The sequence below is a fragment of the Flavobacterium plantiphilum genome, from assembly GCF_046000495.1.
GTDB classification, from domain to species: Bacteria; Bacteroidota; Bacteroidia; order Flavobacteriales; family Flavobacteriaceae; genus Flavobacterium; species Flavobacterium plantiphilum.
Window position 1 is genome coordinate 111825 of sequence record NZ_JBELQA010000004.1, and the last position, 25359, is coordinate 137183.

Annotated in this window: 24 protein-coding genes; 9 read left to right on the plus strand and 15 right to left on the minus strand. The window is 34.1% G+C overall.

Features of this window, described 5'->3' with window-relative positions:
• Positions 1-10: 10 nt before the first annotated feature.
• The 14 genes from ABS764_RS08090 to htpG form a co-directional block, all read right to left on the minus strand.
• The gene (locus ABS764_RS08090; RefSeq protein WP_408081285.1) at positions 11-721 is read right to left on the minus strand and encodes a DUF4369 domain-containing protein; all 711 of its coding nucleotides are present in this window, start codon (positions 719-721) and stop codon (positions 11-13) included.
• Positions 722-822: 101 nt separating this feature from the next.
• Positions 823-2682, minus strand: a complete 1860-nt coding sequence (locus ABS764_RS08095; protein ID WP_408081286.1) for a M61 family metallopeptidase — start codon at positions 2680-2682, stop codon at positions 823-825.
• Between the two features lie 92 nt (positions 2683-2774).
• Positions 2775-3053, minus strand: coding sequence for a DUF2805 domain-containing protein (locus tag ABS764_RS08100; RefSeq protein WP_408081287.1), 279 nt, complete (start codon positions 3051-3053; stop codon positions 2775-2777).
• Positions 3054-3251: 198 nt separating this feature from the next.
• Positions 3252-4142, minus strand: a complete 891-nt coding sequence (locus ABS764_RS08105; protein WP_408081288.1) for an EamA family transporter — start codon at positions 4140-4142, stop codon at positions 3252-3254.
• 126 nt (positions 4143-4268) lie between these two features.
• A complete protein-coding gene (locus ABS764_RS08110; RefSeq protein ID WP_408081289.1) occupies positions 4269-5435 on the minus strand; it encodes a DUF1501 domain-containing protein in 1167 nt (388 codons plus the stop codon).
• A gap of 25 nt (positions 5436-5460) precedes the next feature.
• A complete protein-coding gene (locus ABS764_RS08115; protein WP_408081290.1) occupies positions 5461-6879 on the minus strand; it encodes a DUF1800 domain-containing protein in 1419 nt (472 codons plus the stop codon).
• 118 nt (positions 6880-6997) lie between these two features.
• Positions 6998-7708, minus strand: coding sequence for a DUF3784 domain-containing protein (locus ABS764_RS08120; RefSeq protein ID WP_408081291.1), 711 nt, complete (start codon positions 7706-7708; stop codon positions 6998-7000).
• Between the two features lie 38 nt (positions 7709-7746).
• A complete protein-coding gene (locus tag ABS764_RS08125; protein WP_408081292.1) occupies positions 7747-8310 on the minus strand; it encodes a DUF4256 domain-containing protein in 564 nt (187 codons plus the stop codon).
• Between the two features lie 43 nt (positions 8311-8353).
• Positions 8354-8923 carry a YdeI/OmpD-associated family protein gene (locus ABS764_RS08130; RefSeq protein WP_408081293.1) on the minus strand — a complete coding sequence of 190 codons (570 nt, stop codon included), beginning with the start codon at positions 8921-8923 and terminating at the stop codon, positions 8354-8356.
• Between the two features lie 335 nt (positions 8924-9258).
• Positions 9259-9783: a hypothetical protein gene (locus ABS764_RS08135; RefSeq protein ID WP_408081294.1), complete on the minus strand. Its 525-nt coding sequence runs from the start codon at positions 9781-9783 to the stop codon at positions 9259-9261.
• Positions 9784-9841: 58 nt separating this feature from the next.
• Entirely contained in the window at positions 9842-10375 is a 534-nt protein-coding gene (locus ABS764_RS08140) for a hypothetical protein (RefSeq protein ID WP_408081295.1), read from the minus strand.
• A gap of 63 nt (positions 10376-10438) precedes the next feature.
• Positions 10439-10744 carry a GIY-YIG nuclease family protein gene (locus ABS764_RS08145; RefSeq protein WP_408081296.1) on the minus strand — a complete coding sequence of 102 codons (306 nt, stop codon included), beginning with the start codon at positions 10742-10744 and terminating at the stop codon, positions 10439-10441.
• 167 nt (positions 10745-10911) lie between these two features.
• Positions 10912-11433 carry a hypothetical protein gene (locus ABS764_RS08150; protein WP_408081297.1) on the minus strand — a complete coding sequence of 174 codons (522 nt, stop codon included), beginning with the start codon at positions 11431-11433 and terminating at the stop codon, positions 10912-10914.
• Between the two features lie 231 nt (positions 11434-11664).
• Complete coding sequence (gene htpG / locus ABS764_RS08155) at positions 11665-13548, minus strand: molecular chaperone HtpG (protein ID WP_408081298.1); 1884 nt, start codon at positions 13546-13548, stop codon at positions 11665-11667.
• A gap of 182 nt (positions 13549-13730) precedes the next feature.
• On the opposite strand from htpG, the gene ABS764_RS08160 reads away from it, so the two are divergent.
• The 6 genes from ABS764_RS08160 to argS all read left to right on the plus strand — a co-directional run bounded on the left by ABS764_RS08160 (position 13731) and on the right by argS (position 19785).
• The gene (locus ABS764_RS08160) at positions 13731-14207 is read left to right on the plus strand and encodes a hypothetical protein (RefSeq protein ID WP_408081299.1); all 477 of its coding nucleotides are present in this window, start codon (positions 13731-13733) and stop codon (positions 14205-14207) included.
• 34 nt (positions 14208-14241) lie between these two features.
• On the plus strand, positions 14242-14937 hold the full coding sequence (locus tag ABS764_RS08165; protein ID WP_408081300.1) for an OmpA family protein: 696 nt from the start codon (positions 14242-14244) through the stop codon (positions 14935-14937).
• Between the two features lie 442 nt (positions 14938-15379).
• Complete coding sequence (locus tag ABS764_RS08170) at positions 15380-16324, plus strand: ABC transporter ATP-binding protein (protein ID WP_408081301.1); 945 nt, start codon at positions 15380-15382, stop codon at positions 16322-16324.
• Positions 16325-16407: 83 nt separating this feature from the next.
• Positions 16408-16740, plus strand: a complete 333-nt coding sequence (locus tag ABS764_RS08175; RefSeq protein ID WP_408081302.1) for a YegP family protein — start codon at positions 16408-16410, stop codon at positions 16738-16740.
• A 126-nt stretch (positions 16741-16866) separates the two neighbouring features.
• On the plus strand, positions 16867-17874 hold the full coding sequence (locus ABS764_RS08180) for a 3-oxoacyl-ACP synthase III family protein (protein ID WP_408081303.1): 1008 nt from the start codon (positions 16867-16869) through the stop codon (positions 17872-17874).
• A gap of 132 nt (positions 17875-18006) precedes the next feature.
• Positions 18007-19785 (plus strand): arginine--tRNA ligase, encoded by a 1779-nt coding sequence (gene argS, locus ABS764_RS08185; RefSeq protein WP_408081304.1) that lies wholly within the window; start codon positions 18007-18009, stop codon positions 19783-19785.
• A gap of 228 nt (positions 19786-20013) precedes the next feature.
• Here the strand turns inward: argS and ABS764_RS08190 are convergent, their stop codons facing one another.
• Positions 20014-20919, minus strand: a complete 906-nt coding sequence (locus tag ABS764_RS08190; protein ID WP_408081305.1) for a DUF6607 family protein — start codon at positions 20917-20919, stop codon at positions 20014-20016.
• Between the two features lie 105 nt (positions 20920-21024).
• On the opposite strand from ABS764_RS08190, the gene ABS764_RS08195 reads away from it, so the two are divergent.
• The 3 genes from ABS764_RS08195 (at position 21025) to ffh (ending at position 25321) form a co-directional block, all read left to right on the plus strand.
• Positions 21025-23085 carry a TonB-dependent receptor plug domain-containing protein gene (locus ABS764_RS08195; protein ID WP_408081306.1) on the plus strand — a complete coding sequence of 687 codons (2061 nt, stop codon included), beginning with the start codon at positions 21025-21027 and terminating at the stop codon, positions 23083-23085.
• A gap of 25 nt (positions 23086-23110) precedes the next feature.
• A complete protein-coding gene (locus ABS764_RS08200) occupies positions 23111-23722 on the plus strand; it encodes an HmuY family protein (protein ID WP_408081307.1) in 612 nt (203 codons plus the stop codon).
• Positions 23723-23962: 240 nt separating this feature from the next.
• A complete protein-coding gene (gene ffh, locus ABS764_RS08205; RefSeq protein WP_408081308.1) occupies positions 23963-25321 on the plus strand; it encodes a signal recognition particle protein in 1359 nt (452 codons plus the stop codon).
• The last annotated feature ends 38 nt before the right edge of the window (positions 25322-25359 follow it).

Here is a 25359-nt window from a genome sequence, read left to right on the forward strand (position 1 = left end):
AAAAAAGAAATTAATTGGCTTTTTTTAATGTATTGATATAGTTAGTAAGTTTTTTACCGTAGAATGACTGGGCTACTTTTGGGGTCATAGCGTTTTGAATAGTATCTAAATATTTAATATTAATATCGTAGACTTCAGCTAATCCAATATAAGGAGCAATTTCGTAGTCTTTATTGTTTATGGCAAAGTTAATAGCAAATAAATATTTACGTTTTAAATTTAAATCCTGTAATTGGCTCAGGCTGTCAATAGCTTTACTGTCTTTTCTTTTGATTGCTTTAAATTTTTGCTCAATCAGCGTTAAGTTTTCATCTTTATACCTTGCGCTTGTTTTCTTGTATTCTTCATACAAGTCGTGGTTTTTTGAGCCGGTAATTTTTGCCCCTGAAAGGAAAGCATCCAGATTAGTTTCGATATTTATATTTCCCGGTTCAGCAAAAAACATAAGGTTGTTGTCTAATGAATTGCTGACACCACGGTCTAAAAACAAATACAGCATTTCGGGAGATTTTAACTCTACATCACTTTCAAAATGAGAGTTTCCGTCAATTTTAATAGTGTCAATGGCAATTAATGAAGTATCTACTATTTTTTGAATGTATAAAGTACCTTCTTTTAATCCTTTTACATTTCCTGTGATGTGTAAATCTCCTTTTTGTTCTTTTTTGTTGCATGAAGCGATGCATACTATAGCTGCTAATGCAAGAATCGTTTTTTTCATTGGGTTGGTTATTTGGTGCAAAGTAAAGAAAATAGTTTAAAAGCAAAGAAATCCTTTTATACTATTTTTAAATTATAGTTTTGAGTTTTTTTAGTTGGTATTTAGCCTTTCAGCCAGGCTTCTTTTAGCTGTTTTTTTGATGTGTCAGTAACTTCAATATGCAGTTTCTCCTGATAAGGTAAGTGAACTGTTCCTTTGATTAACTGTTCTTTTCCATTTCGTTTGATTTTTATCTCAATGGCTTCATTTTCTTTCCATTTGTCACTTTCATTAATCATGTCATAAATGTTTTCATAGGAATAAGTAATCTGATTAATTGCTAAGATAACATCCCCTCCTTTTAATCCCAGCTGATTAAAAAACGGATTTAGTTCGCTGTTCGGAATTACGCTTATTTCATTATTATTTGGGTTAACTAAAACATAAGGAGTTGTTTTGTCTTTTATAAAAACCGAAGCAGGAACCTGTTTTGTGGTTTGTGTTAACCCCACTTTGGCTAAATATAAATCATAAGGTATAGGTGTAGTTCCAGCGACATACGTTTTTAAGAATTCGCCCACTTCAGGATAAGTTAAGGCAGTGATTTTATCAAATAATTCACTGTCGTTAAATGGTTTTGAAACACCATATTCATTGGCTAGTTTTTGCATTAAATCAAGAATACCTCTTTCGCCGTTGCTTTTTTCTCTGATGATGATATCAATACACATTCCTATTAAAGCTCCTTTTTGATATACATTCAGATATTGATCTTTATAAGGCTGCTCCAATACATTTGCACTCATTTTTGTAAATGACATAGTGTCATTTAAAGCTTTGGATTCTTCAATTTTTTCGGCAATTCTGTTGTAAAAATCTTCTTCCGGAATCAGATTTTGGTTGATTTGGAAAAGATTAGCAAAATATTCGGTAACACCTTCATACATCCACAGATGTTCAGACATTTTAGGATTGTTATAATCAAAAAACTGAATTTCTTTAGAATGAATAGTCAATGGAGTTACAATATGAAAAAATTCATGCGAAACAACATCCATCATTGATTTGACTAATTCTTCTTTTTCCATTATTTCAGGCAATACTACAGTAGTTGCAGTAGGATGTTCTAAGGCACCAAAACCGTGCGCGTCATCTTCTTTCATATTGGATAAATATAAAAGAACAGAATATTTTTTAGTAGCATTAATTTTTCCTAAAAAGTGTTTTTGTGCGGTCATCATCGTTTTCATTTCAGGAGTAATGCTCTCTGCAGTATACTTTCCTGATGGCGAATAAACGCTAATCTGAATGTCCATTCCATCCACATTGAAAGTTGTGTAATCCGGTTTAGAATACATAATAGGATTTTCTACAAGCTCAGCATAACGGGATGTTTTAAAACTATCAGAAGTTGTGCTGTTATCCAAATCTGTCATTGAAGTACTTCCCCATAAATCAGCAGGATGATTCACAGTCAGATGGTAGGGTGTAGCCATGAAATCTTCAAAATAGCCAATAAAACAATGCGTATTGATCATGAAATTTTTGCCTGCATCAATGTTAGATCCTGCCGGGGAGAAGACATCTTCTTTTCCAAAACCGGTTCCTTTTTCAATATCAAATGTATCGTTGACTAAGTACGTAATTTTGCTTAAAGCTGTTGCTTTAGTGATAGACCAGGAGTTTTCATCCAGTTTTTGTACAGTTAATAACCTTCCTTTTTTATCGTAAGCTTTTAACTCTTCAATGTATTTCCCGTAATTGTCTTCAGAATAAGTGCCGGGAACTGTTTTGGGAATGCGGTAAATAATTTGCTCAGAAGTAATTTGCGGCGCATTTACAGTAACTAATACCTGGTCGTTTTTAACTTCAGTGAGATTAATTGTGGCCTGAATTAATTGTTCTTTTGCTGTTTTATTGTTGATTGATTTACAACTCCAAAGCATTGTAGTCAATGCTAATATCAGTATTATTCTTTTCATTTTAAAGGAGGTTTACAAGTGTTTTTTGTCTTGAATATAAACGACAAATAAGATATAAAAAAACACTCATGATTAAGAGTGTTTTTAAAAAATTAGTCTAATTTATTTTTGATATAATACTTTCCGTCTAACTCATCATCAAAATCATCGATTTTAAGAGGTTTAGGTTTAGGTTTCGATGCTGTAGCTTTCTTTTTCCACATTTCATATTTTTCCAGAGGCATCTTTTTTTTCATAATTTCCAGAACTTCTTTTTCAGCCAATCCAAACTCTTTTTTTATAATTTCAAAAGGATTTTTTTCCTCTAAGGCTAAGGTAACAAGTTTTTCAGTTTGCTCCCAATTCAGTTCTTTACGGTTACTCTTTTTCATCACGTGAAAATTAATTCTAATAGTTTTTTTAAATTAAAAATGAAATTGTATTATGTGTCAATATTAATAAAAAAAATAATTACTTTATCCAAAAATATATTTTTTTTATATGATTTTTTGTTTTCTTAAAAACCTCTTTATTTGATAAGTAGTCCTTATTTTAGTAGGGCTTTCTTTTTGTATAATGAAAAAAAAGACTCATTTTTTTAAGCGTACATTCATTAAGACTATGGCGGTTATGATTAAAAATATCCCAAACCACTGGAGTCCGTTTACTTTTTCGGATAATAAGAAATAGGCTATAGCAACTGACACCGGTAATTCTAATGCTGAAACAATGCTGCCTAATCCAATTCCGGTAAGAGGAAAACCACTAGTGAGTAATAATGGTGGAATTATGGTTCCAAATAGTGCTAAAATGATACCCCATTTAGCAAAAATAGAAAAGTTAAAAGGAGTGGTTTGCGTAATAAGTGCAAAAATAAGTACAACTATTGTTCCTCCGATGAGCATAAACAAACTGCGTTTTAGAGAAGAAATTTCAGTGGCTATCCGGTTAGCACTAAACATGGTGGTTGTAAAAGCTGCTGCAGCTAATATTCCCCAGAAGAAACCGCGCCAGTCTAATGTAAGATTACTGCTCAGCAGATTAGTTGCCAGAACCGTTCCGGTAAGGGTAATTATAACAGCTGTTATTTTTTGCAGAGAAGGTTTTTTCCTGTCTAAAAGCATTTCTGTCAAAACACCCATCCATACGGTCTGCATTAATAATACAATACCAATGGAAACAGGAACGTATCTGACGGATAAATAATAGAACACACTGGTAAAACCCATGGAGGTTCCGGACAGAATAAGTTTGATAATTTGTTGGGACGTTATTTTAATTTCAGAAGGTTTATTTTTTATTCTTCGAAGAAGAGTTAAAAAAAAGACACCCAGAAGCCCTAATGAAAATTGTGAACCACTCACTTCTGCGGTCGTGAATCCTTCCTGATAAGCTATTTTTACAAATGTAGCCAGCATGCCATAACTGCTGGCTCCTAGTGCTACTAACAGAACTCCTTTTAAAGTTTTATTTTCAATCATAGTGTATCTTTTGGACTTGCAAAAGTAGGGCTATGCATGAATCTGATTAAAAAATACAGATAGATAAAATTGATGTACTTATAGCTATAAATATTTTTTTAGTTAATATGTTTACAATCAGATGTTCTAAAACAGTCCTTGTAAGGCAGGGTTTGTTATTCCTATTTTAGAATAGTCAAACTGCATTTTTTCTTTTAATAAACTGGCATAGACAGATCTGAAATCGATTTGGTATTTTAAATCACCCTGAGATAAATCAGCAAGATTGGGGTTGTTGCCTATTACTTTTCCCTGATTCTGTCCGCCTATGATAAACATAGGGGCGGCTGCTCCGTGATCGGTTCCGTTACCGTTGTCTTTTACTCTTCGTCCAAATTCGGAAAAAACAACGATAGTCACATTTTCTAGCAGATTGGCTTGTTTTAAATCCTGATAAAAACTGTAAATGGCACCATCCAGTTCCAGGAATTTGTTTTTTTGAATCACTAATTGATTGTCATGAGTGTCGTAACCACCCTGAGAGGTATAATACACTTTTGAATTTAAGTTTCCTTTTACTAATCGGGCAATCCATTCCAGATTTTTACCCAGTGCTGTTTTAGGATAGTTGGTTTCAGTTGTTGATTTAGTTAAGGCTTTCTGAATTTCTTCTGAACCTTCCAAAACCGAGTTGGCTACTTTTCGAACAAAGTCCAGCGAAGAATTCTCAGAGAGCATTCCTGTTTCTTCTTTGATGTTTTTTATCTTAAATCGGTTAGGATCTTTTACTGTAATAGAATTTGGACTGTCTCCTTTTAGTGATAAGTTGTCTATGGTGTCAATATTGATACCTGCTGTAGGTGTGTGTGTGGTACACTGCAAATCAAGGTAACGACCCAGCCAGCCTTCATTAATGTATTTGTTAGAATCCGACGCCGTTTGCCAGATTTCCTGACTTCTGAAATGCGAACGATTCGGTTCCGGATATCCTACATTTTGAATGACTGATAAATCACCATTCTGCTGCATCTGGGCAAATCCTTTTAACGCAGGATGAAATCCCATGCCTTTGGTTTTTGAGATAACCTCCTCTTTTGAAAGTGCAATTTTTGGGCGTAACTCATAATACAATGGATCGTCAAAAGGTATAAAAGTATTCAGTCCGTCATTTCCTCCATTCAATTGTACAAAAACCAGACATTGTTCTCCAATAACCAGGTTTTTTTGGGAACCATAAGAAAACAAAAAATTAGGAAGCAGCAGGGTTCCCCCTGTTAATGTTCCTGTAAGCGATAGAAAATTTCTTCTGTTCATAATCGGTATAATTAGAAGGTTTCTTTTAAATTAATTGAAATTCAGGTTCCTTTACCATGGCATTAAAAAGTCTTAAAACGGCTTGTTCTGCATTTGGGGCATTAGAATCAAAATCATATTTTAATATTTTTTCAAAATCTTTTTGGCTTTCACCATCTACCTGAAACAATAGTCTGCTGGATAATTCACTAATGATAGTTTTATTTGATCCTTTGTCCCAGTCGAGATTAATAATCCTTTTTCTGGAAGCAGGACGGTTCTCCATTTTATTTTCGTCCGTCATCATCATATTGGTCACTGCTTTCTGGTTGAAGTTCTCTCTTCCGCTGCAATATAAATCAGCCAGATTGTTGCGTTGCAGATAAATTTGAGATGTGAGCCATGATTTTCCGCCTTCCCAGCCTTTTACATTAGGCTGATTGAATAAATCCATTCCCTGACTTTTTAAAAAAGCAACTACAGGCCGTTTGTTCTTAGGCTGCAGATGCAACTCAGACAGTAATTGCAGGTTGTATTCTAACGGATTTTTTATTTTTGTACCCGCAGCGTTTTTTTCAAACTCTTCAGTAAAAATTTTTTCTAACAAGGGTTTTATTTCAAAGTCTTTTTTTCTGAAATAGTCTCCATAATAGGTCACTAATTCCTCGCTTGGATTGTCATAAATAAACCATTGCAGGATTTTTTTAGTAAAAAGATAAGGGCTGTTTTTTTGTTCGAAAATGATATCCACAATAGCATCGGATTTAAAATGTCCTTTTTTACCCAAATAAGTGATTTCAGAACTATTGGAAAGTTTGTCTCTGTAAACACCTCCATTGTCAGCGGTGCTTAATCCTGCTAATGCTTTGGCTCCGTTTTTTATATCTTCTTCACTGTAATTCCCAATACCCAGCGTAAAAAGTTCCAGCAATTCCCGGCTTAAATTTTCATTGATTTTACCTTTTCGGTTGTCGGTATTGTCTAAATAACGCAGCATAGCATTGCTTTTTAAAACAGCTTTAGTCAGTTCTCTGAAATTCCCGAATGCATGTTTACGAAGCAGTTGATTGTGTTCAAAAATCCAGTGGTTTACTTTGACTTTTTGATAAGTAGATACAAAATGATTGTGTAAAAAAACAGTCATTTTTTCCTGTAGCGGATAATCACCAGAGATCATTTTATCAATCCACCAGCATTTCATTTCTATAGAAGTATTTCCTTCCTGTTTTTGAAAATCCTTTTTAAGTTCTCTTTTTTGCTCTGTATTTAAATCTTTGCTTTTTTCCCGACGTTCTTTAAAATCGGCAGTTGTTTTCGGGCTGTCTTTTAAAAAATCAGGTACAGTGGCATCAAAATTTATTTTGAAAGAAGCATCCAAAAATTTAGAAATACCCATTTTCTCAATAACAGCAGCCTGCTGATTTGAAAATCCTAATCGAAGAGACCAAAGCGTGTTGCGATTCATAGCTGGCAGGATTTAGTTGTTTTATAATTTACTATCAGATTGTGCCTCATTAAGATATGAAATAAATAAAAAGGTTTAATGCAATTGAAGTTTTATTCTGGTAAAACGATAATTGATTTTATTTATTGGAAATATTCTTAATTTTTTGAAATAATTGTTTATTTGATGCTTCTCTGGCTGCATAATAAATTTTCCTGCCATCTGATTTGGTGAGTAAAATATAAGGTTTGTTTTCGGAGTTCAAAATTAGTTTTACAATCTCTCCAGTATCAGTTTTAAACAAACCTTTTTTAATAGTTCCAACAGAAAAACCTTTAGTTCTTTTAATGATTTTTGGTTTTTTATCTACTAATTCAATGCTTTTTATGCTTTCAAAAGCTAAGACTTCGCCATAAGTTCCTTTAAATTCAATGGAATTCGAATTTAAAATGAGTTTGGTTTCCTTATAATCGCGGGCAAACATAACAACTATAGCTATTAGAACTAAAGCCATAATGTAAGTTCCAATTTTATTTTTTTTGGTACTGAAATATTTAGCACTCGTAGCAATAAAATAGGTGTAAGCTACAATAGGATAGATTCCAATGAAAATTCCAACAGCATTTTCGCTAACCAAATACTTTAACAGAATTCCAATCAGTAAAAACGAAAAACCTAAAAAAAGATGAAACTTTCTAAGATAAGCAATATACGTTTTTAGGTCTACTTTCTTTTGCTCTTCGTCACTCATCGTATTGTATCCCGCAAGAAGGTATTTGGCATTATTCTCGTTTACAATGAATCCTATAGCGATAAAAAGCAAACTCATTCCGATTAGTGTGTATGTCATATTTGTTGGTTTGGTTGTAAATAAAGTGGTTGATAAGCTTAAACTTTTAACGCTCCGCGAAACCCTCTGGCAGCATAATAGGATTCCGCGCCGTTGTGATAGATAAACACATTTCCATAACGGAAATCAGCGAAAATGGCACCGCCTAATTTTCTAATTTCGGCAGGTGTTTCAATCCAGCTGGATGTTTTAGTATCGAAATTGCCTAGTTTTTGCAATTCCCGGTATTCTGATTCTGATAAAAGTGTGATTCCCATTGCAGCAGCCACATCTTCTACATTGTTTTTAGGTTTGTTTTCTTTTCTGGTATCTAATGCCTGACGGTCGTAACACAGACTTCTGCGGGCTTTAGGACTTTCGGCTGAACAATCGTAAAAAGTATATTCATCGGTGTTTTTATCATAATTGACAACGTCCGGTTCACCGCCTGTTTGTTCCATTTCGTTTAGTGACCAGAGTTTTTCCGGATTAGATTCTAGTTTTGCTTGAACTTTATTCCATTCAATACCTTCATGGCGGTTGCTGTTTTTTTCAAAGCGGTCTTTTAGTATTTTTAAAAGTTCTGCGGATTCTTTTAATGATAATTTCTTTTTCATAGTCATGTTGTTTTATAAGGTCTTCGACAGGCTCAGACTGACAGTTTATTTATCCTCTCATTTTACAATTTCGTTCGCACAAATCGATGATTTGAGCAATTCGGTTTTGTCGGGTTGCTGACCGTTTGGCCTGATTGAGCCAGTACAAATAACTTTTTCGATAGCTTTTACTAAAGTTGTTATAATTGGAAAAAGCCTGTTGGTTTTTATCAAATTCGAGTTGTAAATCTTCCGGAATTTCTAAATTTTCTACGGCATCGAGACTTTCCCAGGAGCCGTTTTTCTTAGCAATCTCAATTTTTTTCAAGCCACTTTCATGCATGAGGTTGGCAGCAATCAAATATTCAATATACGTTTTGTTGAGTTTGCTCCAGACACTTTTGTCTTTGCGGGGTGTAAAAAGTTGTTGCCTGCGGTCTTCGTCCAGTTTTTTAACCGTAGAATCAATCCAGCCATAACAAATAGCCACTTTTACCGCTTCTTCCCAACGCATGCTTTCGGCTTCGTGTGCTACTTTATAAAAAATCAAATGCACCGCCTGGTAACGGCTGTGATTTTCATGCAGCCAGGCTCTCCATTCGGAAGCATTTTTAAAGTATAAGTTTGGAATTTCACGCATTGGTTTAGCTTATATATCAAATCTACAAAATAAAGAATTAAGTTTAGTTTGTCATTAAGGAGCTGCAAAATGCTCAGAGGCATTTGTAATTTACTCAAAGACATTTGTAATTTACTCAAAGACATTTGCAATTTGCTCAGAGGTATTTGCAAAATGCTCAAAGGTATTTGCAAAATGCTCAAAGGTCTCTGCAAAATGCTCAAAGGTATTTGTAACTTGCTCAGAGGCATTTGCAAAATGCTCAAAGGTATTTATAATTTGCTCAGAGGCATTTGCAATTTGCTCAAAGGTATTTGTAACTTAATTAAAGGTTGTTGCAATTTTGTCGAGGACATTTACAGGGTTGAAATACTTTTGATTCGGATTCCGGTAAAGCAATCGTCCATACATCCTTTTGCAGTATAACCACAAGTTGAAATGAGTCCGTTGTTTTTGGTTTCAAAATAGGTGTCGGTGTTTTTTCTCTTAATTAACCATTCGTTTTCTGCCTTGGCATAGATTTCATCTAATGTCAACGGATTTGCTGCATTAGAATTGGGATGACTGTTTATCTCGTTTTCATTTTCTGTCCATTCTAAATCTTCTTCAGGAATATTCTCTGTTGTGCCAATGTATTTAAAATGTCGCTGAATTACAATTCCGTTTGACACTGTAATAGTGGTTTCCCAACCGTAAATGGTAAATACGGAACCTCCGGATACCACATATTGATAGGAATTATTAGAGGGTGCTTTAAAATCCAGCCAGGCTTTTTGGCTCTTTTCAAAATCAGTCTGATAGTTTAAATCATCATCATTTGAACAGGAGAAAAAGCAAATGCTAATTAATAAAAGTGTAAGAATGTAAATGGATTTTTTCATGGTTGTGTTGTTTTATAATTGATTTATATTGAATTGATTTTGGCTTTAGCCGAATCTATTAATAGTTTGAATTATTGGTTTTTGTTAAACTATACATACTAATTATCAAACCGACAACTATTCCGATATAGGAGTAATTGTGGATTTTAGCTACCTTATTGAATTGTACTTTATGTTCAATTTCGAATGGTAAGCTGTAATTTAAAATGATTTCTGATGGATTTATTTCTGCAAGTATATATCCTGTAAAACCAAGTAAAAATGTAGTTACCATAACCATACAAAAAGCATCAAATGTTTTATTGAAAATTTCCTTTCCAACATGGTACTTTATTGCAACTATTCCAACAATAAGTCCAATAAAAAATCCAATCCAGCAAGTTGAGAAAAAACTAACCCACAATAAAGCAAGATTCCAATTTCCATTGAATTTTCTACCATAATCATCTAAAATACCAAAATTAAAAAAAGTTAGTTTTGTGTAAAATTCAGGTGCAATGTGGAAAGCTATGAAATGATGTGCGGTACCATAAAGCACACTTAGGATTATTGAAATAAGTACTATTGATATTAAAGTTGCTGCTTTTTTCAAAATACAGGTTTTAGAAATTTATTTATTCTTGTTCGCCGGCAAATATTTCCGAGCTAGTGAGTATTATTCAGTCATTATATTTTTAATTTCGTCAAATAAATCTTTCCATGTGGGATTAATAGATTTTATTAATTTGTTTTTGGCAGCTCTTGAACCTGCTTTAATTTTTTTTTCACGGGCTATAGCATCTTCAATCCATTGAAATTGCTCATAGTAAACTAATAGGTTTAAATTGTATTGGGCTGAAAATGATGTTGGGTATTTCTTGTTTTTATGTTCTGAAATTCTTTGTGGAAGATTTGATGTCACACCAACATAAACTACCGTTTGGTATTTATTGGTAATGATATACACAAATCCTGGTTTCATCTTTTTTGGTTTATTGATATAATTGCATTTTAGCGACTAGATTTACTCTTTTTAGTGAGATTGCTTCGCTATCGCTCGCAATGACTTTGCATCAAGTGGGTCATTGCGAGGAACGAAGCAATCTCATTAAGTAATTCTACAAAGTTGCTACTCTTTGTGGAGACAAATTATGGAAATTTTATGTTTCCTTCTTTGTTTACAAATTTCCATTCTTTTTTGTTTATTGTTGCTGTGTCAATGGGTGTAGGTAAAATCCAAAAGTACATGAATGGCTTTGTCTCAACTATTCTGAATCCTCCATAACCAAAAGCTCCAATATCATAAAGTTGTTCCTTAATTTCTAAATTTTCTTTTCTATGTTTAAAGATTGTTTTTGTAGTTGTCCAATAACCAAAACCAAATGCGAAAATCATATATAATTGTCCAATAAAACATATAGCGGAAGTTAAAACAGTTAAGATTCCAAAAGTCCAATTTTTTGGATTAGAATTTTCTTTTTTTAGTGTACCAAATAACGTCAAAAGAATTGCGAATGGAAGGCCAAAAATAATAGTATCATAAAAATGATTTTGAACTTTAATATCGGCAAATTCATATGGCAATTTTTGTACTATTGTTAAGCTTAAAATTGATAGAATAATAAACATTATAGAAAACCAGAAAATTATTTTTTTTATAGTTATTATCATTATTTTTATTAGTTATCTTCTTGGCTTGTTTAACTGAGGTTTTTTCGTACCTCGTAATGACAAACTTGGGGTTTTGTATTGTACTTAAATTCGTTGGAATTTCAAATATATTAAAATATTCTTACAAAATAAATATTCGTGTTTATTCCTAAAACAAAAAAAAACCTGCCAGTTTGCACCAGCAGGTCTTGTTATTCATCAGTTAAACGAATTAACTAGTAACCAAATAAATTATTTAATCAACTCAAAACTACGTTTTACAAAAGCGGTTAAAGCTTCTCCTTTTAGTAAGTTTTGCGATAATTTAGCCAAGTCTAAGGCTTGTTTTACTAAGCTTTCTTGTGCTGTTTTGTCTTCGGTTGCTAAAATGGTAGTTGCCAAAGGCGAATTAGTATTCACGACCAAATTGTACATTTCCGGCATGTTGCCCATTCCGAACATTCCGCCACCGCCAGTTTGACTCATTTCTTTCATTCTACGCATGAATTCCGGTTGCGTGATGATAAATGGTGCTGCCTGACTGTCCATAGCTTCCAGTTGTACGGTGTATGTTTTTGGGATATAAGACTCTAAAGAAGTTTTCAGGCTTTCTTTTTCTTCCTCAGAAAGTTTAGAAATGGTGGTTTCTTCTTTCTTGATCAGGTTGTCAATATGATCCGAATCCACACGAACGAAAGTTAAATCTTTATTATCGTTTTCCAGTTTTTGCATTAAATGCGAGATAATTGGCGAGTCTAATAATAAAACTTCGTATCCTTTTTCTTTAGCGATTTCAATATAAGAGTGTTGCTCTTCTTTGTTTCCTGCATATAAAACAACCAGTTTTCCGTCTTTGTCAGTTTGATTGTCTTTTAGGTTTTCTTTTAATTCGTCAAGTGTAAAGTATTTGTCATCCACTGTTGGGTACAATACAAATGCGCCTGCTTTTTCGTAGAATTTATCTTCAGAAAGCATTCCGTATTCCAAAACGATTTTAATATCGTTCCATTTTGCTTCAAAATCGGCTCTGTTTTCGTTGAATAAGGATTTTAATTTATCAGCAACTTTACGGGTAATGTAGTTTGAGATTTTTTTCACGGCACCATCAGCCTGCAATCCGGAACGGGAAACGTTCAAAGGAATGTCAGGTGAATCAACCACACCGCGAAGCATCATCAGGAATTCAGGTACAATTCCTTCTACATTATCGGTAACAAATACTTGGTTTTGGTATAATTGGATTTTGTCTTTCTGGATTTGCATATCCGAACCTAATTTTGGGAAATACAAAATACCAGTCAAATTGAACGGATAATCTACATTCAGGTGAATGTTGAATAACGGCTCTTCAAACTGCATTGGATACAATTCGTGGTAGAACGTTTTATAATCTTCCTCATTCAAATCAGCCGGTTGTTTAGTCCATGCCGGATTTGGGTTGTTGATGATGTTGTCAACTTCAATAGTTTCGTTTACGTAATCTTCCGGAGCATCTTCCGGCTTAGGAAGTGTTTCTGTTTTAGTTCCAAATTTAATCGGAATTGGCATGAACTTATTGTATTTGTTCAACAATTCTTTGATTTTAAATTCTTCTAAGAACTCTAAAGAATCATCGGCAATGTGCAGAATGATTTCGGTTCCGCGGTCTGTTTTGTCAGCTGGTTCTAAAGAGAATTCAGGGCTTCCGTCACAAACCCAGTGAGCAGCCGGTTCGTCTTTGTATGATTTAGTGATAATTTCAACCTTAGAAGCAACCATAAAAGCGGAGTAGAATCCAAGACCAAAATGACCAATGATTCCTGAATCTTTAGCAGTGTCTTTGTATTTTTCTAAGAATTCCTCAGCACCTGAAAATGCCAGTTGGTTGATGTATTTTTCAACTTCTTCAGCCGTCATACCAATACCCTGGTCAATAATGTGCAGTTTTTTACCTTCCTTGTCAACTTTAACCTCCAGAATTGGATTGCCATATTCTACTTTGGCTTCGCCAATGTTAGTCAGGTGTTTTAATTTTAATGTTGCATCTGTTCCATTCGAAATTAATTCCCGTAAAAAGATCTCGTGATCGTTGTATAAGAACTTTTTGATTAGCGGAAAGATATTTTCCACCGAAACGTTAATTTTTCCAGTTGTCATATTTAAAATTTTTTTAGAGTGTTTTACAATCAGCTTCAGGCTATTCAAATAAAGTACCAATTCAGTGTAAGATGACAAAATGTCTTAACAGTGAATTTTGATATAAAAATGTTGAATTTTGAAATATTCTAACCCAATTGCATCGTATATTTGTACTACGTTTAATATTAAAATGAGAAACGATGAAAAAAATATTTTTAGTTGCAGCGCTTTCGCTGGCATTATTTTCCTGTAAAACATCCTCAGTAACCGCTACTAAATTAGATAGAGGAATTCAGACTGGGATTAAAGGGAATTGGGTAATTAGTTCTGTTTCTTATCCGGGATCAGAATATATTAAAGTGAATTCATTTCAACTGGCTGATTCAAAATGTTTTGAAGGAAGTACCTGGAAATTTGTTTCTAATAACAATAAAGGAGAAATGGCTTTGACTAAGTATGACTGTCCTGTTTTTAGCTCACCAATTACCTGGTTTGTTAATTCTAACGGAGAGTTTGTATTGAAAATTTTAGATGCCGGAGAAAAAGCTAAAAAAGTAAGAGATGGTTACGTTTTAGGCGTATCTAATTTAACAGACAGTTCTTTTCAATTGATTGACAGAATTGATGTTGGAGGAAAATTAACAAATGTTGTTTACCAGTTTCAACGTGTAAACTAAGAAGACTTAATTAAAATTTAAAAAAGAATAAATTATGAAAAATATATCCGTATTAGCATTAGCTATAATAATGATTGCAGGTTCGGTTTTTACAAGCTGTGAGGCAGTAAAAAATACAAATAAAACACAAAGGGGAGCTGCTATAGGTACAGCAGGAGGCGCTATAATAGGAGGAATTTTAGGAAACAACCTTGGAAAAGGCGGAAAAGGTGCTATGGGAGCTGTTATTGGTGGAGTTGTAGGTGGAGTTGCCGGTGGTGTTATTGGTAACAAAATGGACAAACAGGCCAGACAGATTGACCAGGCTATTCCGGGTGCTGAGGTAAAAAGAGTAGGGGAAGGAATCCAATTAGTTTTAAACGAAAATGCAGTGCGTTTTGATACTAATAAATCTAGTTTAACTGCTGCCGCAAAAGGAAATTTGGATAAATTAGTTTCTGTTTTCAATGAATATCCGGACACTGATATTACTATTTTTGGTTACACAGATAGTACAGGTCCTGCTGATTACAACCTAAAACTTTCAGGAGAGCGTGCTACTTCAGTTAAAAACTATTTAGTAAGTAAAGGAATTTCTTCCGGTAGATTTATGATTCAGGGAATGGGAATTGCTGACCCGATTGCAGACAACGGTACTGTTGAAGGAAGAAGCCAAAACCGTCGTGTTGAATTTGCTATCGTAGCTAATGAAAAAATGAAAGCGGATGCAGAGAAAGAAGCCGGTAACTAGTATATCGCTTTTTTGAAATAATTTAAAGGTCGTTTTGTTTTAATAACAAAACGACCTTTTTTTAAAACCACAAATTCCTTAGATTTTTACAAAACTTGTGTAATCAGCATAGCCGTCCTTAGCTTTCGCAGTCGAGTGTCAAATGTTTGAAGAATACGTAAAAAGAAAAGCTGTTTGAGCGTAGTGAGTTCTTTTCTTTTAGTATTCGAAAACTAATTTGACCGACGAGGAAGCGCAAGACTTGATTTTTTTGTTTCTTTTTTGATCAAGCAAAAAAGAAAAATAATCAAATTATTTTGTATGTTAAAGCTACATAAATTTATAAATCATTATATAATTTTCCTAATATGATTACTTAATGTAATAATATTATTTATAAACTCTTCCCTTTTTATACCAAAGAATCTATCTTTGCGTTTCCAAAAAAAAACATTCTTTTAAAATGCTCCAAGTTCAAAATATCTCCTTTGGTTATACCGAAAAACCAGTAGTTCAAAATATAAATTTTACTGTAGAAAAAGGACAAAATATTGCTGTAATAGGCGAAAGCGGTTGTGGTAAGAGTACATTGCTGAAACTGATTTACGGCTTGTATGATTTGGATGGAGGACAGATTTTCTGGAATGACCAACAAGTTTTAGGTCCTGATTTTCATTTGGTTCCCGGAATGCCTTTTATGAAGTATTTATCACAGGATTTTGATCTGATGCCTTATATTACGGTAGCGGAAAATGTGGGGAAATATTTGTCGAATATTTATCCGGACAAGAAAAAAGCACGTGTTAGAGAATTGCTGGAAATTGTTGAGATGACGGAGTTTGCCGATGTAAAGGCTAAATACCTGAGCGGCGGGCAGCAGCAACGTGTAGCTCTGGCAAGAGTTCTGGCTTTAGAGCCTGAAGTTTTATTGCTGGACGAACCTTTTAGCCATATTGATAATTTTAGAAAAAATGCCCTGAGACGCAATTTATTTGCGTATTTAAAAGCGCAGGGAATTACGGTCATCGTTGCGACTCACGATAGTACTGATGCTCTTTCTTTTGCTGATGAAACAATTGTGTTGCAAAATGGAAGAATGGTTGATAAAGCGGACTCGTATAATTTGTATAATAATCCTATAAATAAATATGTGGCTTCATTGTTTGGTGAAGTAAATGAGCTGAAATTATCCCAGCTTATCACTGTAGATGGCGAAGATGAACTGGTTTTATTGTATCCGCATCAGTTAAAAATTGCCGAAAATGGTTTGATGAGTGTCATTGTAAAACAATCTTATTTTAAAGGAAGTCATTATCTTATTAAAGCTGTTTTTGACCGAAAAGTGATTTTTTTCGAACATGAATCTCCTTTAGAATTTAATCAGGAAGTCAATTTGAAGATTTGTTAATAAATTCTGCAAATTTGTATTCTTTTTTTATTATTTTAGTTAAGTCATTGAAATACAGATTATCAATTTAAATTCTAAATACAATGGGGAAATATCTGGTTACAAAAAGAGTTAATGGGGAGTTTCAGTTTAGTTTGAAAGCCGGCAATGGTCAGGCAATTTTAGCAAGCGAAGGTTATACCACTAAGGCTGCTTGTGAGAACGGAATTGAATCGGTTAGAAAAAATGCCCAGGATGACAGTCGATTTGATCGAAAAGAATCCTCAAATGGGAAACACTATTTTAATTTAAAAGCCGGTAATAATCAGATTATTGGAAATAGTGAAATGTATGAGTCGGTTGCAGCTCGTGAAAATGGAATTGAATCAGTTAAGAAAAATGCACCGGATGCAGTTATAGAAGATCAAACAGCATAATTGAGAGATAAAAATTAGTCGTTCAGGTTATGTTCATTTTTTTTTAGTAAATATCCTATCAGTAAACCAGTTGTTTAGACTGGTTTTTTTATTATATTTATAATAGATGTTATTAAAAACTAAAATATGTATCATTCAAAAATTTCAGGTTTAGGTTTCTATGTGCCTTCTAATGTAGTTACTAATGACGATTTGTCAAAAATTATAGATACTAATGACGCATGGATTCAGGAAAGAACCGGAATCCGGGAGCGCAGGCATATCATAAAAGGTGAAGATACGACTACTTCAATGGGTGTAAAAGCAGCCAGAGTGGCAATTGAACGTGCCGGTATCGATAAAAATGATATTGATTTTATTGTTTTTGCTACGTTAAGTCCGGATTATTATTTTCCTGGACCAGGCGTTTTAGTACAAAAAGAATTGGGATTACGCACTGTGGGAGCATTAGATGTTCGCAATCAGTGTTCCGGTTTTGTGTATGCGTTATCTGTTGCGGATCAATATATAAAAACAGGAATGTATAAGAATATTTTAGTGATAGGATCTGAAGTGCATTCGTCGGGATTAGACATGACCACGCGCGGACGCAATGTTTCGGTGATATTTGGTGATGGAGCAGGAGCTGCAGTGTTGAGCAGGGAAGAGGATTTGACTAAAGGAATTCTTTCGACACATTTGCACTCCGAAGGAATTCATGCCGAAGAACTTGCATTGACTGCGCCCGGAATGGGCGGACGCTGGGTAAGTGATATTGTTGCCGATAACGATCCGGATGACGAAAGTTATTTTCCGCACATGAATGGACAATTTGTGTTTAAAAATGCGGTAGTTCGTTTTGCTGAAGTGATTCATGAAGGTTTAGAAGCTAATAATTTAAAAATTTCTGATATTGATATGCTGATTCCGCATCAGGCTAATTTGAGAATTTCTCAGTTTATCCAGCAAAAATTTGGTTTGAATGACGATCAGGTTTATAATAATATTCAAAAATACGGAAATACTACAGCAGCTTCAGTACCTATTGCCTTAACGGAAGCTTGGGAAAAAGGGAAAATAAAATCAGGAGATACGGTGGTTTTAGCGGCTTTTGGGAGTGGATTTACCTGGGCGAGTGCTATTATTAAATGGTAGAATTGTACACTTTAAAAAGTAAAAAGTGATTAGTGAATAGCTCTTACTAATCACTTTTTACTTTTTACAAATCACTTTTCCCCAATTGCGCTATAATACCTATATTTGCAGCCATTAAAAAATAACTACAAAATGACATTATCACAAACACTTACGCCATCAATACAAAAAGCAATTCAGGATTTATTTGATGTAACGATTGATAAAATAGAATTTCAAGCGACACGTAAGGAATTTGAGGGCGATATTACCATGGTTATTTTTCCTTTATTAAAAGTAATTAAAAGTAATCCGGTTGAATTAGGAAACAAAATAGGAAATTATTTAGTAGATAATGTGACTGAAGTAGCCAAGTTTAATGTGGTTTCCGGTTTCCTGAATATTGTTATTGCCGATGCTCATTATTTGAATTTCTTCAACGGAATTAAAGATAATGTGAATTATGGTTTTGTGACTCCAAATCCAACTGACAAAGCGGTAATGGTTGAATATTCTTCGCCTAATACTAACAAACCGTTGCATTTAGGGCACGTTCGTAATAATTTATTGGGTTATTCGGTGGCTGAAATCATTAAGGCTTCGGGTAAAAAAGTATATAAAACCCAAATTATCAACGACAGAGGAATCCATATTTGTAAGTCGATGTTAGCCTGGCAGAAATTTGGAAAAGAACAAACTCCGGAATCCACAGGATTGAAAGGAGATAAATTGGTTGGGAATTTTTATGTCGCTTTTGATAAAGCATACAAAGAAGAAATCAACCAATTAATGGCTGAAGGAAAAACAGAAGAAGAAGCTAAAAAACAGGCGCCAGTCATTCTGGAAGCTCAGGAAATGCTTCGCAAATGGGAAGCAGGAGATGCCGAAGTAGTAGCACTTTGGAAAACGATGAACCAATGGGTTTATGATGGTTTTGCTGCTACGTATAAAAATATGGGCGTTGATTTTGACAGTTATTACTACGAAAGTAATACGTATTTGTTAGGGAAAGATGTAGTTCAAATGGGACTTGAAAAAGGAATCTTCGAAAAAGATCCTGATGGTTCAGTTTGGATTGATTTGACTGACGAAGGTTTAGACCGCAAAATTGTGTTGCGTTCTGACGGAACTGCGGTATATATGACACAGGATATCGGGACGGCAATTCAGCGTGTGAAAGACATGCCGGATGTAGGCGGAATGGTTTATACAGTAGGAAATGAGCAGGATTATCATTTTAAAGTTTTGTTTTTAATTTTGAAAAAATTAGGTTTTGATTGGGCTGATAATCTATTTCACCTTTCCTACGGAATGGTTGATTTGCCTTCGGGCAAAATGAAATCCCGTGAAGGAACTGTGGTCGATGCTGATGATCTGATGCGGGAAATGACCGATACGGCTCAGAAAATCTCAGAAGAACTAGGAAAATTAGACGGTTATTCCGATGAGGAAAAAGCCAGATTGTATAAAACAATTGGTTTAGGTGCTTTGAAATATTACATTTTGAAAGTAGATCCTAAGAAACGTATTTTGTTTAATCCGGAAGAATCGGTTGATTTTGCCGGAAATACAGGTCCGTTTATTCAATATACCTATGCCAGAATTCAATCGATTATAAGAAAAGCTGATTTTGATTTTTCGAATGTGGCTCAAGTGAAAACGTTGCACGAAAAAGAAAAAGAATTACTGAAACAATTGGAATTATTCCCGGAAGTAATCCAGAATGCTGCACAAAACCATAGTCCGGCTTTATTAGCTAATTATACGTATGATCTGGTGAAAGAATACAACTCCTTCTATCAGGCTGTACCAATTCTAGGAGAAGCCGATTTAGAAATTAAAATATTCAGAGTACAGTTATCTAAAAAAGTAGCCGATACCATTGCTGCTTCTTTTAGATTGCTGGGAATTAATGTTCCTGAGCGAATGTAAGTCTTTCAGGTGGACGAATTATTGACCACAGATTAAACCGATACAGCTGATATAAACGGATTTTATAGTCTGGGATTATCTGTTTAAATCAGTTTTATCTGTGGTTATTTATTTATTTATTTATTTATTCTGTAGTTATATATTAGAGTTTTTAGATAAAGAAAAGAGCCGGTAATATTGATTACCGACTCTTTTCAAAACAAACTAACACACAAATTCAACTATTTTTTATTTTAGAAAACGATCAATTATCGCATCGGTTTCCGTTTTTGGCGCATCCGGTTTTAATTTAAACAGATGCGAGTATAATGTCTTTTTGTCTACTTTTTCTTCTAAGTTAAGATCTTTGTTTTGTGTAAAAACCGCATCCCATTTTGTTCTTACATTCTTCCAGAGTGCTTTATTTTCTTCCCACCATTTTTGAGCTGCCTCACATTTAGAATCCGCTACTTTAGTGTAAATGTCCAGTCCTTTTTCTTCAGCAAGAACAATATCTTTTCCGTTATTGTCTCTGATAATTTTTACATTATCCTGCTCATGATTCCATCCCGTTTTAGTAATTTCATGAATGTTTCTTCTTTTCAGTACATTGTAATCATTACGCTTGGTATGTTCTCTTCGTGGTAACGGTGCATCGGTAGTATTTACCCAATAGTCTTTTCCATCCACATGAACCCAACTCGCTGATCCTTCATATCGCGGACTGTCATCTACCTGATATACTTTCTGAGTCCACTGTCCTTTAATATCCTTTTTATTGAGCTTGCTGTATTTCCAGCTGTTGTCTTTATAAAAAGAATACAAATCGGTGTTTTCATATATCCAGTCCTGTCTCCAGTGTTTGATAATCATGTCTGGTCCGGCAATCAATAAATGCTGCAGCATGATTTTATCTGGAGTGTCTTCCAGTAATGCAACCCATTCTAAGGCCGATTCATGCTTGGTTTCAGATGGTTTATAGTTAGCAGTATCTTTAGCATATTGAAAAGTTTCAGTAAAATTAAATTTAACTTCATAGCAACCACACATGGATTTGATGGATTGAATGTCTTGCTGTTTTTTATTTTCCTGACTAAATCCAAGGCTTGCTGTAAGAGCTAATACAGCAGTCAGATAACTTTTTCTTGTTTTCATAACTGATTTATTGATTTAAAAATTTTTGACAAATATAATAGATTTTATTTAGAACAAATAAAAATAATTATATATTTGCACTGTTATTAAGATTAAATAAAAATAATGAAGTTTAAAATTACACCATTTATAAGTCTGTTTTTTTGCAGTGCAGTTTTTGGACAAATGAAAGACAGTATTGCTGCTGATGAAATATTAGCAGAGGTGGTGGTAACGGGCACAAGAACCGAAAGAGTGCTTTCCTCATTGCCTTTGCCTATGACAATTATTACATCGGATGCAATCGTTAAATCCGGAGTTACCCGATTGAGTGAAATTTTAAACGAACAGACCGGAATAATTCTGATTCCGGATGAAAGCGGGTTTGAAGGCATTCAAATGCAGGGTTTAGATGCCGCTTATACGATGATTATGATTGACGGTGTTCCTCTGGTGGGGAGAAGTTCGGGAGTTCTGGATTTGTCGAGAGTTTCTGTTGGAAATATTGAAAGAATTGAGATCGTAAAAGGTGCTTCATCCGCCTTATATGGGTCTGAAGCTATGGGAGGTGTGATAAATGTAATTACAAAAAGACCTCAAAAAGATTTGTTTTCGGGTAGTTTGTCGTATCGTTATGCCTCTTTTAATACGAATGATGCAAATGTAAATTTGCTTTGGAAAAAGAAAAAATTTGCGGCTAACGTGTTTGCAAATTACAATTCCTCTGACGGCTATGATTTGGATAAAAGTTCGTGGTTGAAAAATATTGAAAAATACCATAACAATACGATTCAGCCAAAATTATATTATGATTTTTCGGAAAATTTAAAACTGATTGTAAGTAATCGTTTTTATAATCAAAAGATAGATAATAAAGCAGTAATTGAAACCAAACAATATCTGGGCGATGCTACGGAGAAGGAGTGGAATTCACAAATTAAATTAGAACATAATTGGAATTCTAAAATCTATTCGGAATATGAGTTTTATGTGACTAATTATAAAAATAACGCTTTTTTAAATGATGAAAATAGCGTTCTTTTTGAAGAATCTTATTACAATCAATGGCTTTTAAGACCTGAAGTGCGAACTACTTTTTCGATTAAAGCCAATAAGTTAACCACAGGAATTGGATTCAATCATGAAACCTTAGACCGAACCTACTTTGACGGTAATGTAGTTTTTAATTCGCAATATGTTTTTGTGCAATACGATTATAATCCAACAGAAAAATTGAATATTCTGGCGGGTTTCAGATATGATAATCATAGTGAATACGCTTCTCAGTTTAGTCCCAAATTAGCGGCTAATTATAAGATAACAGCCGATTTTTCTCTGAAAGCTTCGGTAGGATATGGATATAAAGCGCCAGATTTCCGTCAGTTGTATTTCGATTTTATGAATCCACAAGTTGGTTATACTGTTTTAGGTTACAATGTAGCAGAAGATCGTTTGAAAGAATTAGACAATCAGGGGCAAATTGCTAACCGAATTTCAGGAATAAATTTTAATAATCCTTTGAAAGCGGAAAGTGCCATCAATTTTAATTTGGGAACTTTCTATAAAAGAAACAAGTTTAGATTAGATGTCAATGCTTTTTATAATTCGATTTCTAATTTAATTGATACACAGGTTGTAGCTGTTAAAAGTAATGGTCAGAATGTTTTTAGTTACACTAATATCAGTGAAATTTTTACTTATGGATTAGAATATAACTCGACTTATAATTTCAGTAAGGAGTTTACAGTGTCATTAGGATACCAATATTTAATTGCAAAAGACAAATCAGTTGTTGATGATTTTGAAGAACATAAGTTTGTTCGTTCATCGGGTTCCGGAACAATTGCAATTAAAAAATCAGATTATTTCGGATTATTTAACAGATCTAAACATACGGCTAACGTTAAGTTTTTATATCGGATTCCAAGAATGAAAACTGATATTAATTTACGTGTTTTTTACAGAGGTAAATACGGAATGTTTGATACTAACGGTAATAGTATTATGGATAAATACGACAAATTTATAGATGGTTATGTATTGACAAACTTATCCATTTCTAAACAGATACAAGACAAATTCATGCTTCAGGCAGGAGCTAATAATGTATTTGATTTTACTAATCCTGATCAGATTAATAACCTTGCAGGAAGACAGATTTTTGCCCGAATTCAATACAATTTTTAATCAATAATTATTTAAATACCCAAAAATGAAAACAAAATTTTTAAAACTTTCTCTTTTAGCTTTAGTATTATTTACAGCATCCTGTAGTAATGATGATGATAATGCTGATAATGAAACCATCCCGGAAGTTCAAACAGTTAAAGCTACTAATATTTCAGCAAGAGACGGATTTACAAAGTTTAGCTTCTCTGAAAATAAAGTAGTTACTACTGATAAATGGGATATTGCTTTTAGTGGTACCACAATTATAGTAAATGGAGGAGCTAAATTTAATCCTGAAAGTGCTGAGGAACCTGCAAGGACAGGGCAGGCTGCGGTTAGTATTGTTTCAAATACATTTGCAGCTGTAACAGCATTTCCGGAAGCAACAACTTTTAAGCAAGATGCTGCTTCAGTATATGCTATTCCTACAGGAAGCGGAAACGGATGGTACAGCTACAACATGACTTCGCATCTTATTTCACCGGTTGCAGGAAAAGTATTTGTAGTAAAAACACATGATGGTAAATATGCAAAATTTGAAATTTTGAGCTATTACAAAGATGCGCCTCTGACACCGGATCCATTGAATTTAGAAGCTACTAAATATTACACTTTTAATTTTGCTTATCAGGCTAACAGTACCACAACATTTTAAGAAAATAGACTTAAGTTCCTGTTTTCAATGCACAATATTAAATTAGTGTCCTTACGTCATTAAGTTAATTACTTGGTTTTTTTTATTTTTTTTTGTCAAAAGAGGTTAGATTTTTCTAGCCTCTTTTTTGTTTTTCATCGAACAAAAATAAAAGAAAAACTTCTTTGAACTTTGTTAGTTTGCTACTTTGAACCTTTGCAACTTCTTAGTATATTTGCAGTTCCAAAAAAAAACAATATTATGTTTGATAATTTAAGCGATAAATTAGATAAAGCTTTTCATATACTAAAAGGTCACGGTAAAATTACCGAAGTCAACGTTGCAGATACCTTAAAAGAAGTGCGTCGTGCGTTACTGGATGCCGATGTGAATTTTAAAATAGCTAAAGATTTTACTACCCGAGTAAAAGAAAAAGCAATAGGTCAGGACGTATTAACTACTTTGCAACCGGGACAGCTGTTGGTGAAGTTAGTTAAGGATGAGCTGACTGAATTAATGGGAGGCGATGTTGCCGGAATTAATTTGCAGGGAACGCCTTCAGTAATTTTGATGTCAGGATTACAGGGTTCGGGAAAGACTACCTTTTCCGGAAAATTAGCTAATTATCTTCAGACAAAAAAGAATAAGAAACCGCTTCTTGTAGCTTGTGATATTTACCGTCCTGCGGCAATTAATCAATTGCATGTTGTAGGAGATTCTATAGGTGTTGAGGTATATTCAGAACCGGAGAATAAAAACCCGGTTGAAATTGCACAAAATGCGATTAAGCATGCTAAAGCTAATGGATTTAACATTGTAATTGTCGATACAGCGGGTCGTTTAGCAGTAGATAAGGAAATGATGGACGAAATTGCACGTGTTCACAAAGCAATTCAGCCTCAGGAAACTTTATTTGTTGTGGATTCGATGACGGGACAAGATGCAGTGAATACAGCAAAAGCTTTCAACGATATACTGAATTTTGATGGGGTTATTTTAACAAAATTAGATGGGGATACCCGTGGTGGAGCTGCTTTATCCATTAAATCAGTTGTCAATAAACCGATAAAGTTTGTAGGTACCGGAGAAAAAATGGAAGCCATTGATGTTTTCTATCCGGATCGTATGGCAGAGCGTATTCTTGGGATGGGAGACGTTATTTCGTTAGTTGAAAGAGCTCAGGAGCAATTTGACGAAGAAGAAGCCCGAAAATTACAAAAGAAAATCGCTAAGAACGAGTTTGGTTTTGATGATTTCCTTACTCAGATTCAGCAGGTAAAGAAAATGGGTAATATGAAGGATTTGGTAGGGATGATACCAGGAGCTTCTAAAGCAATGAAAGATGTAGAAATTGAAGATGATGCTTTCAAGCACATTGAAGCTATTATCCATTCGATGACTCCTATTGAAAGAAAAAAACCGGCTTTGATTGATGTGAAAAGAAAAGCAAGAATTGCTAAAGGTTCCGGTACTAAAATAGAACAGGTTAATCAGTTGATGAAACAGTTTGACCAAATGAGTAAAATGATGAAAATGATGCAGGGGCCAGGAGGAAAAAACCTGATGAAAATGATGGGCGGAATGAAAGGAATGCCAGGCGGAATGCCGGGAATGAAATAATTTTTGTTTAAAGTTTCAGGTTTTATGTTGTTGAAACC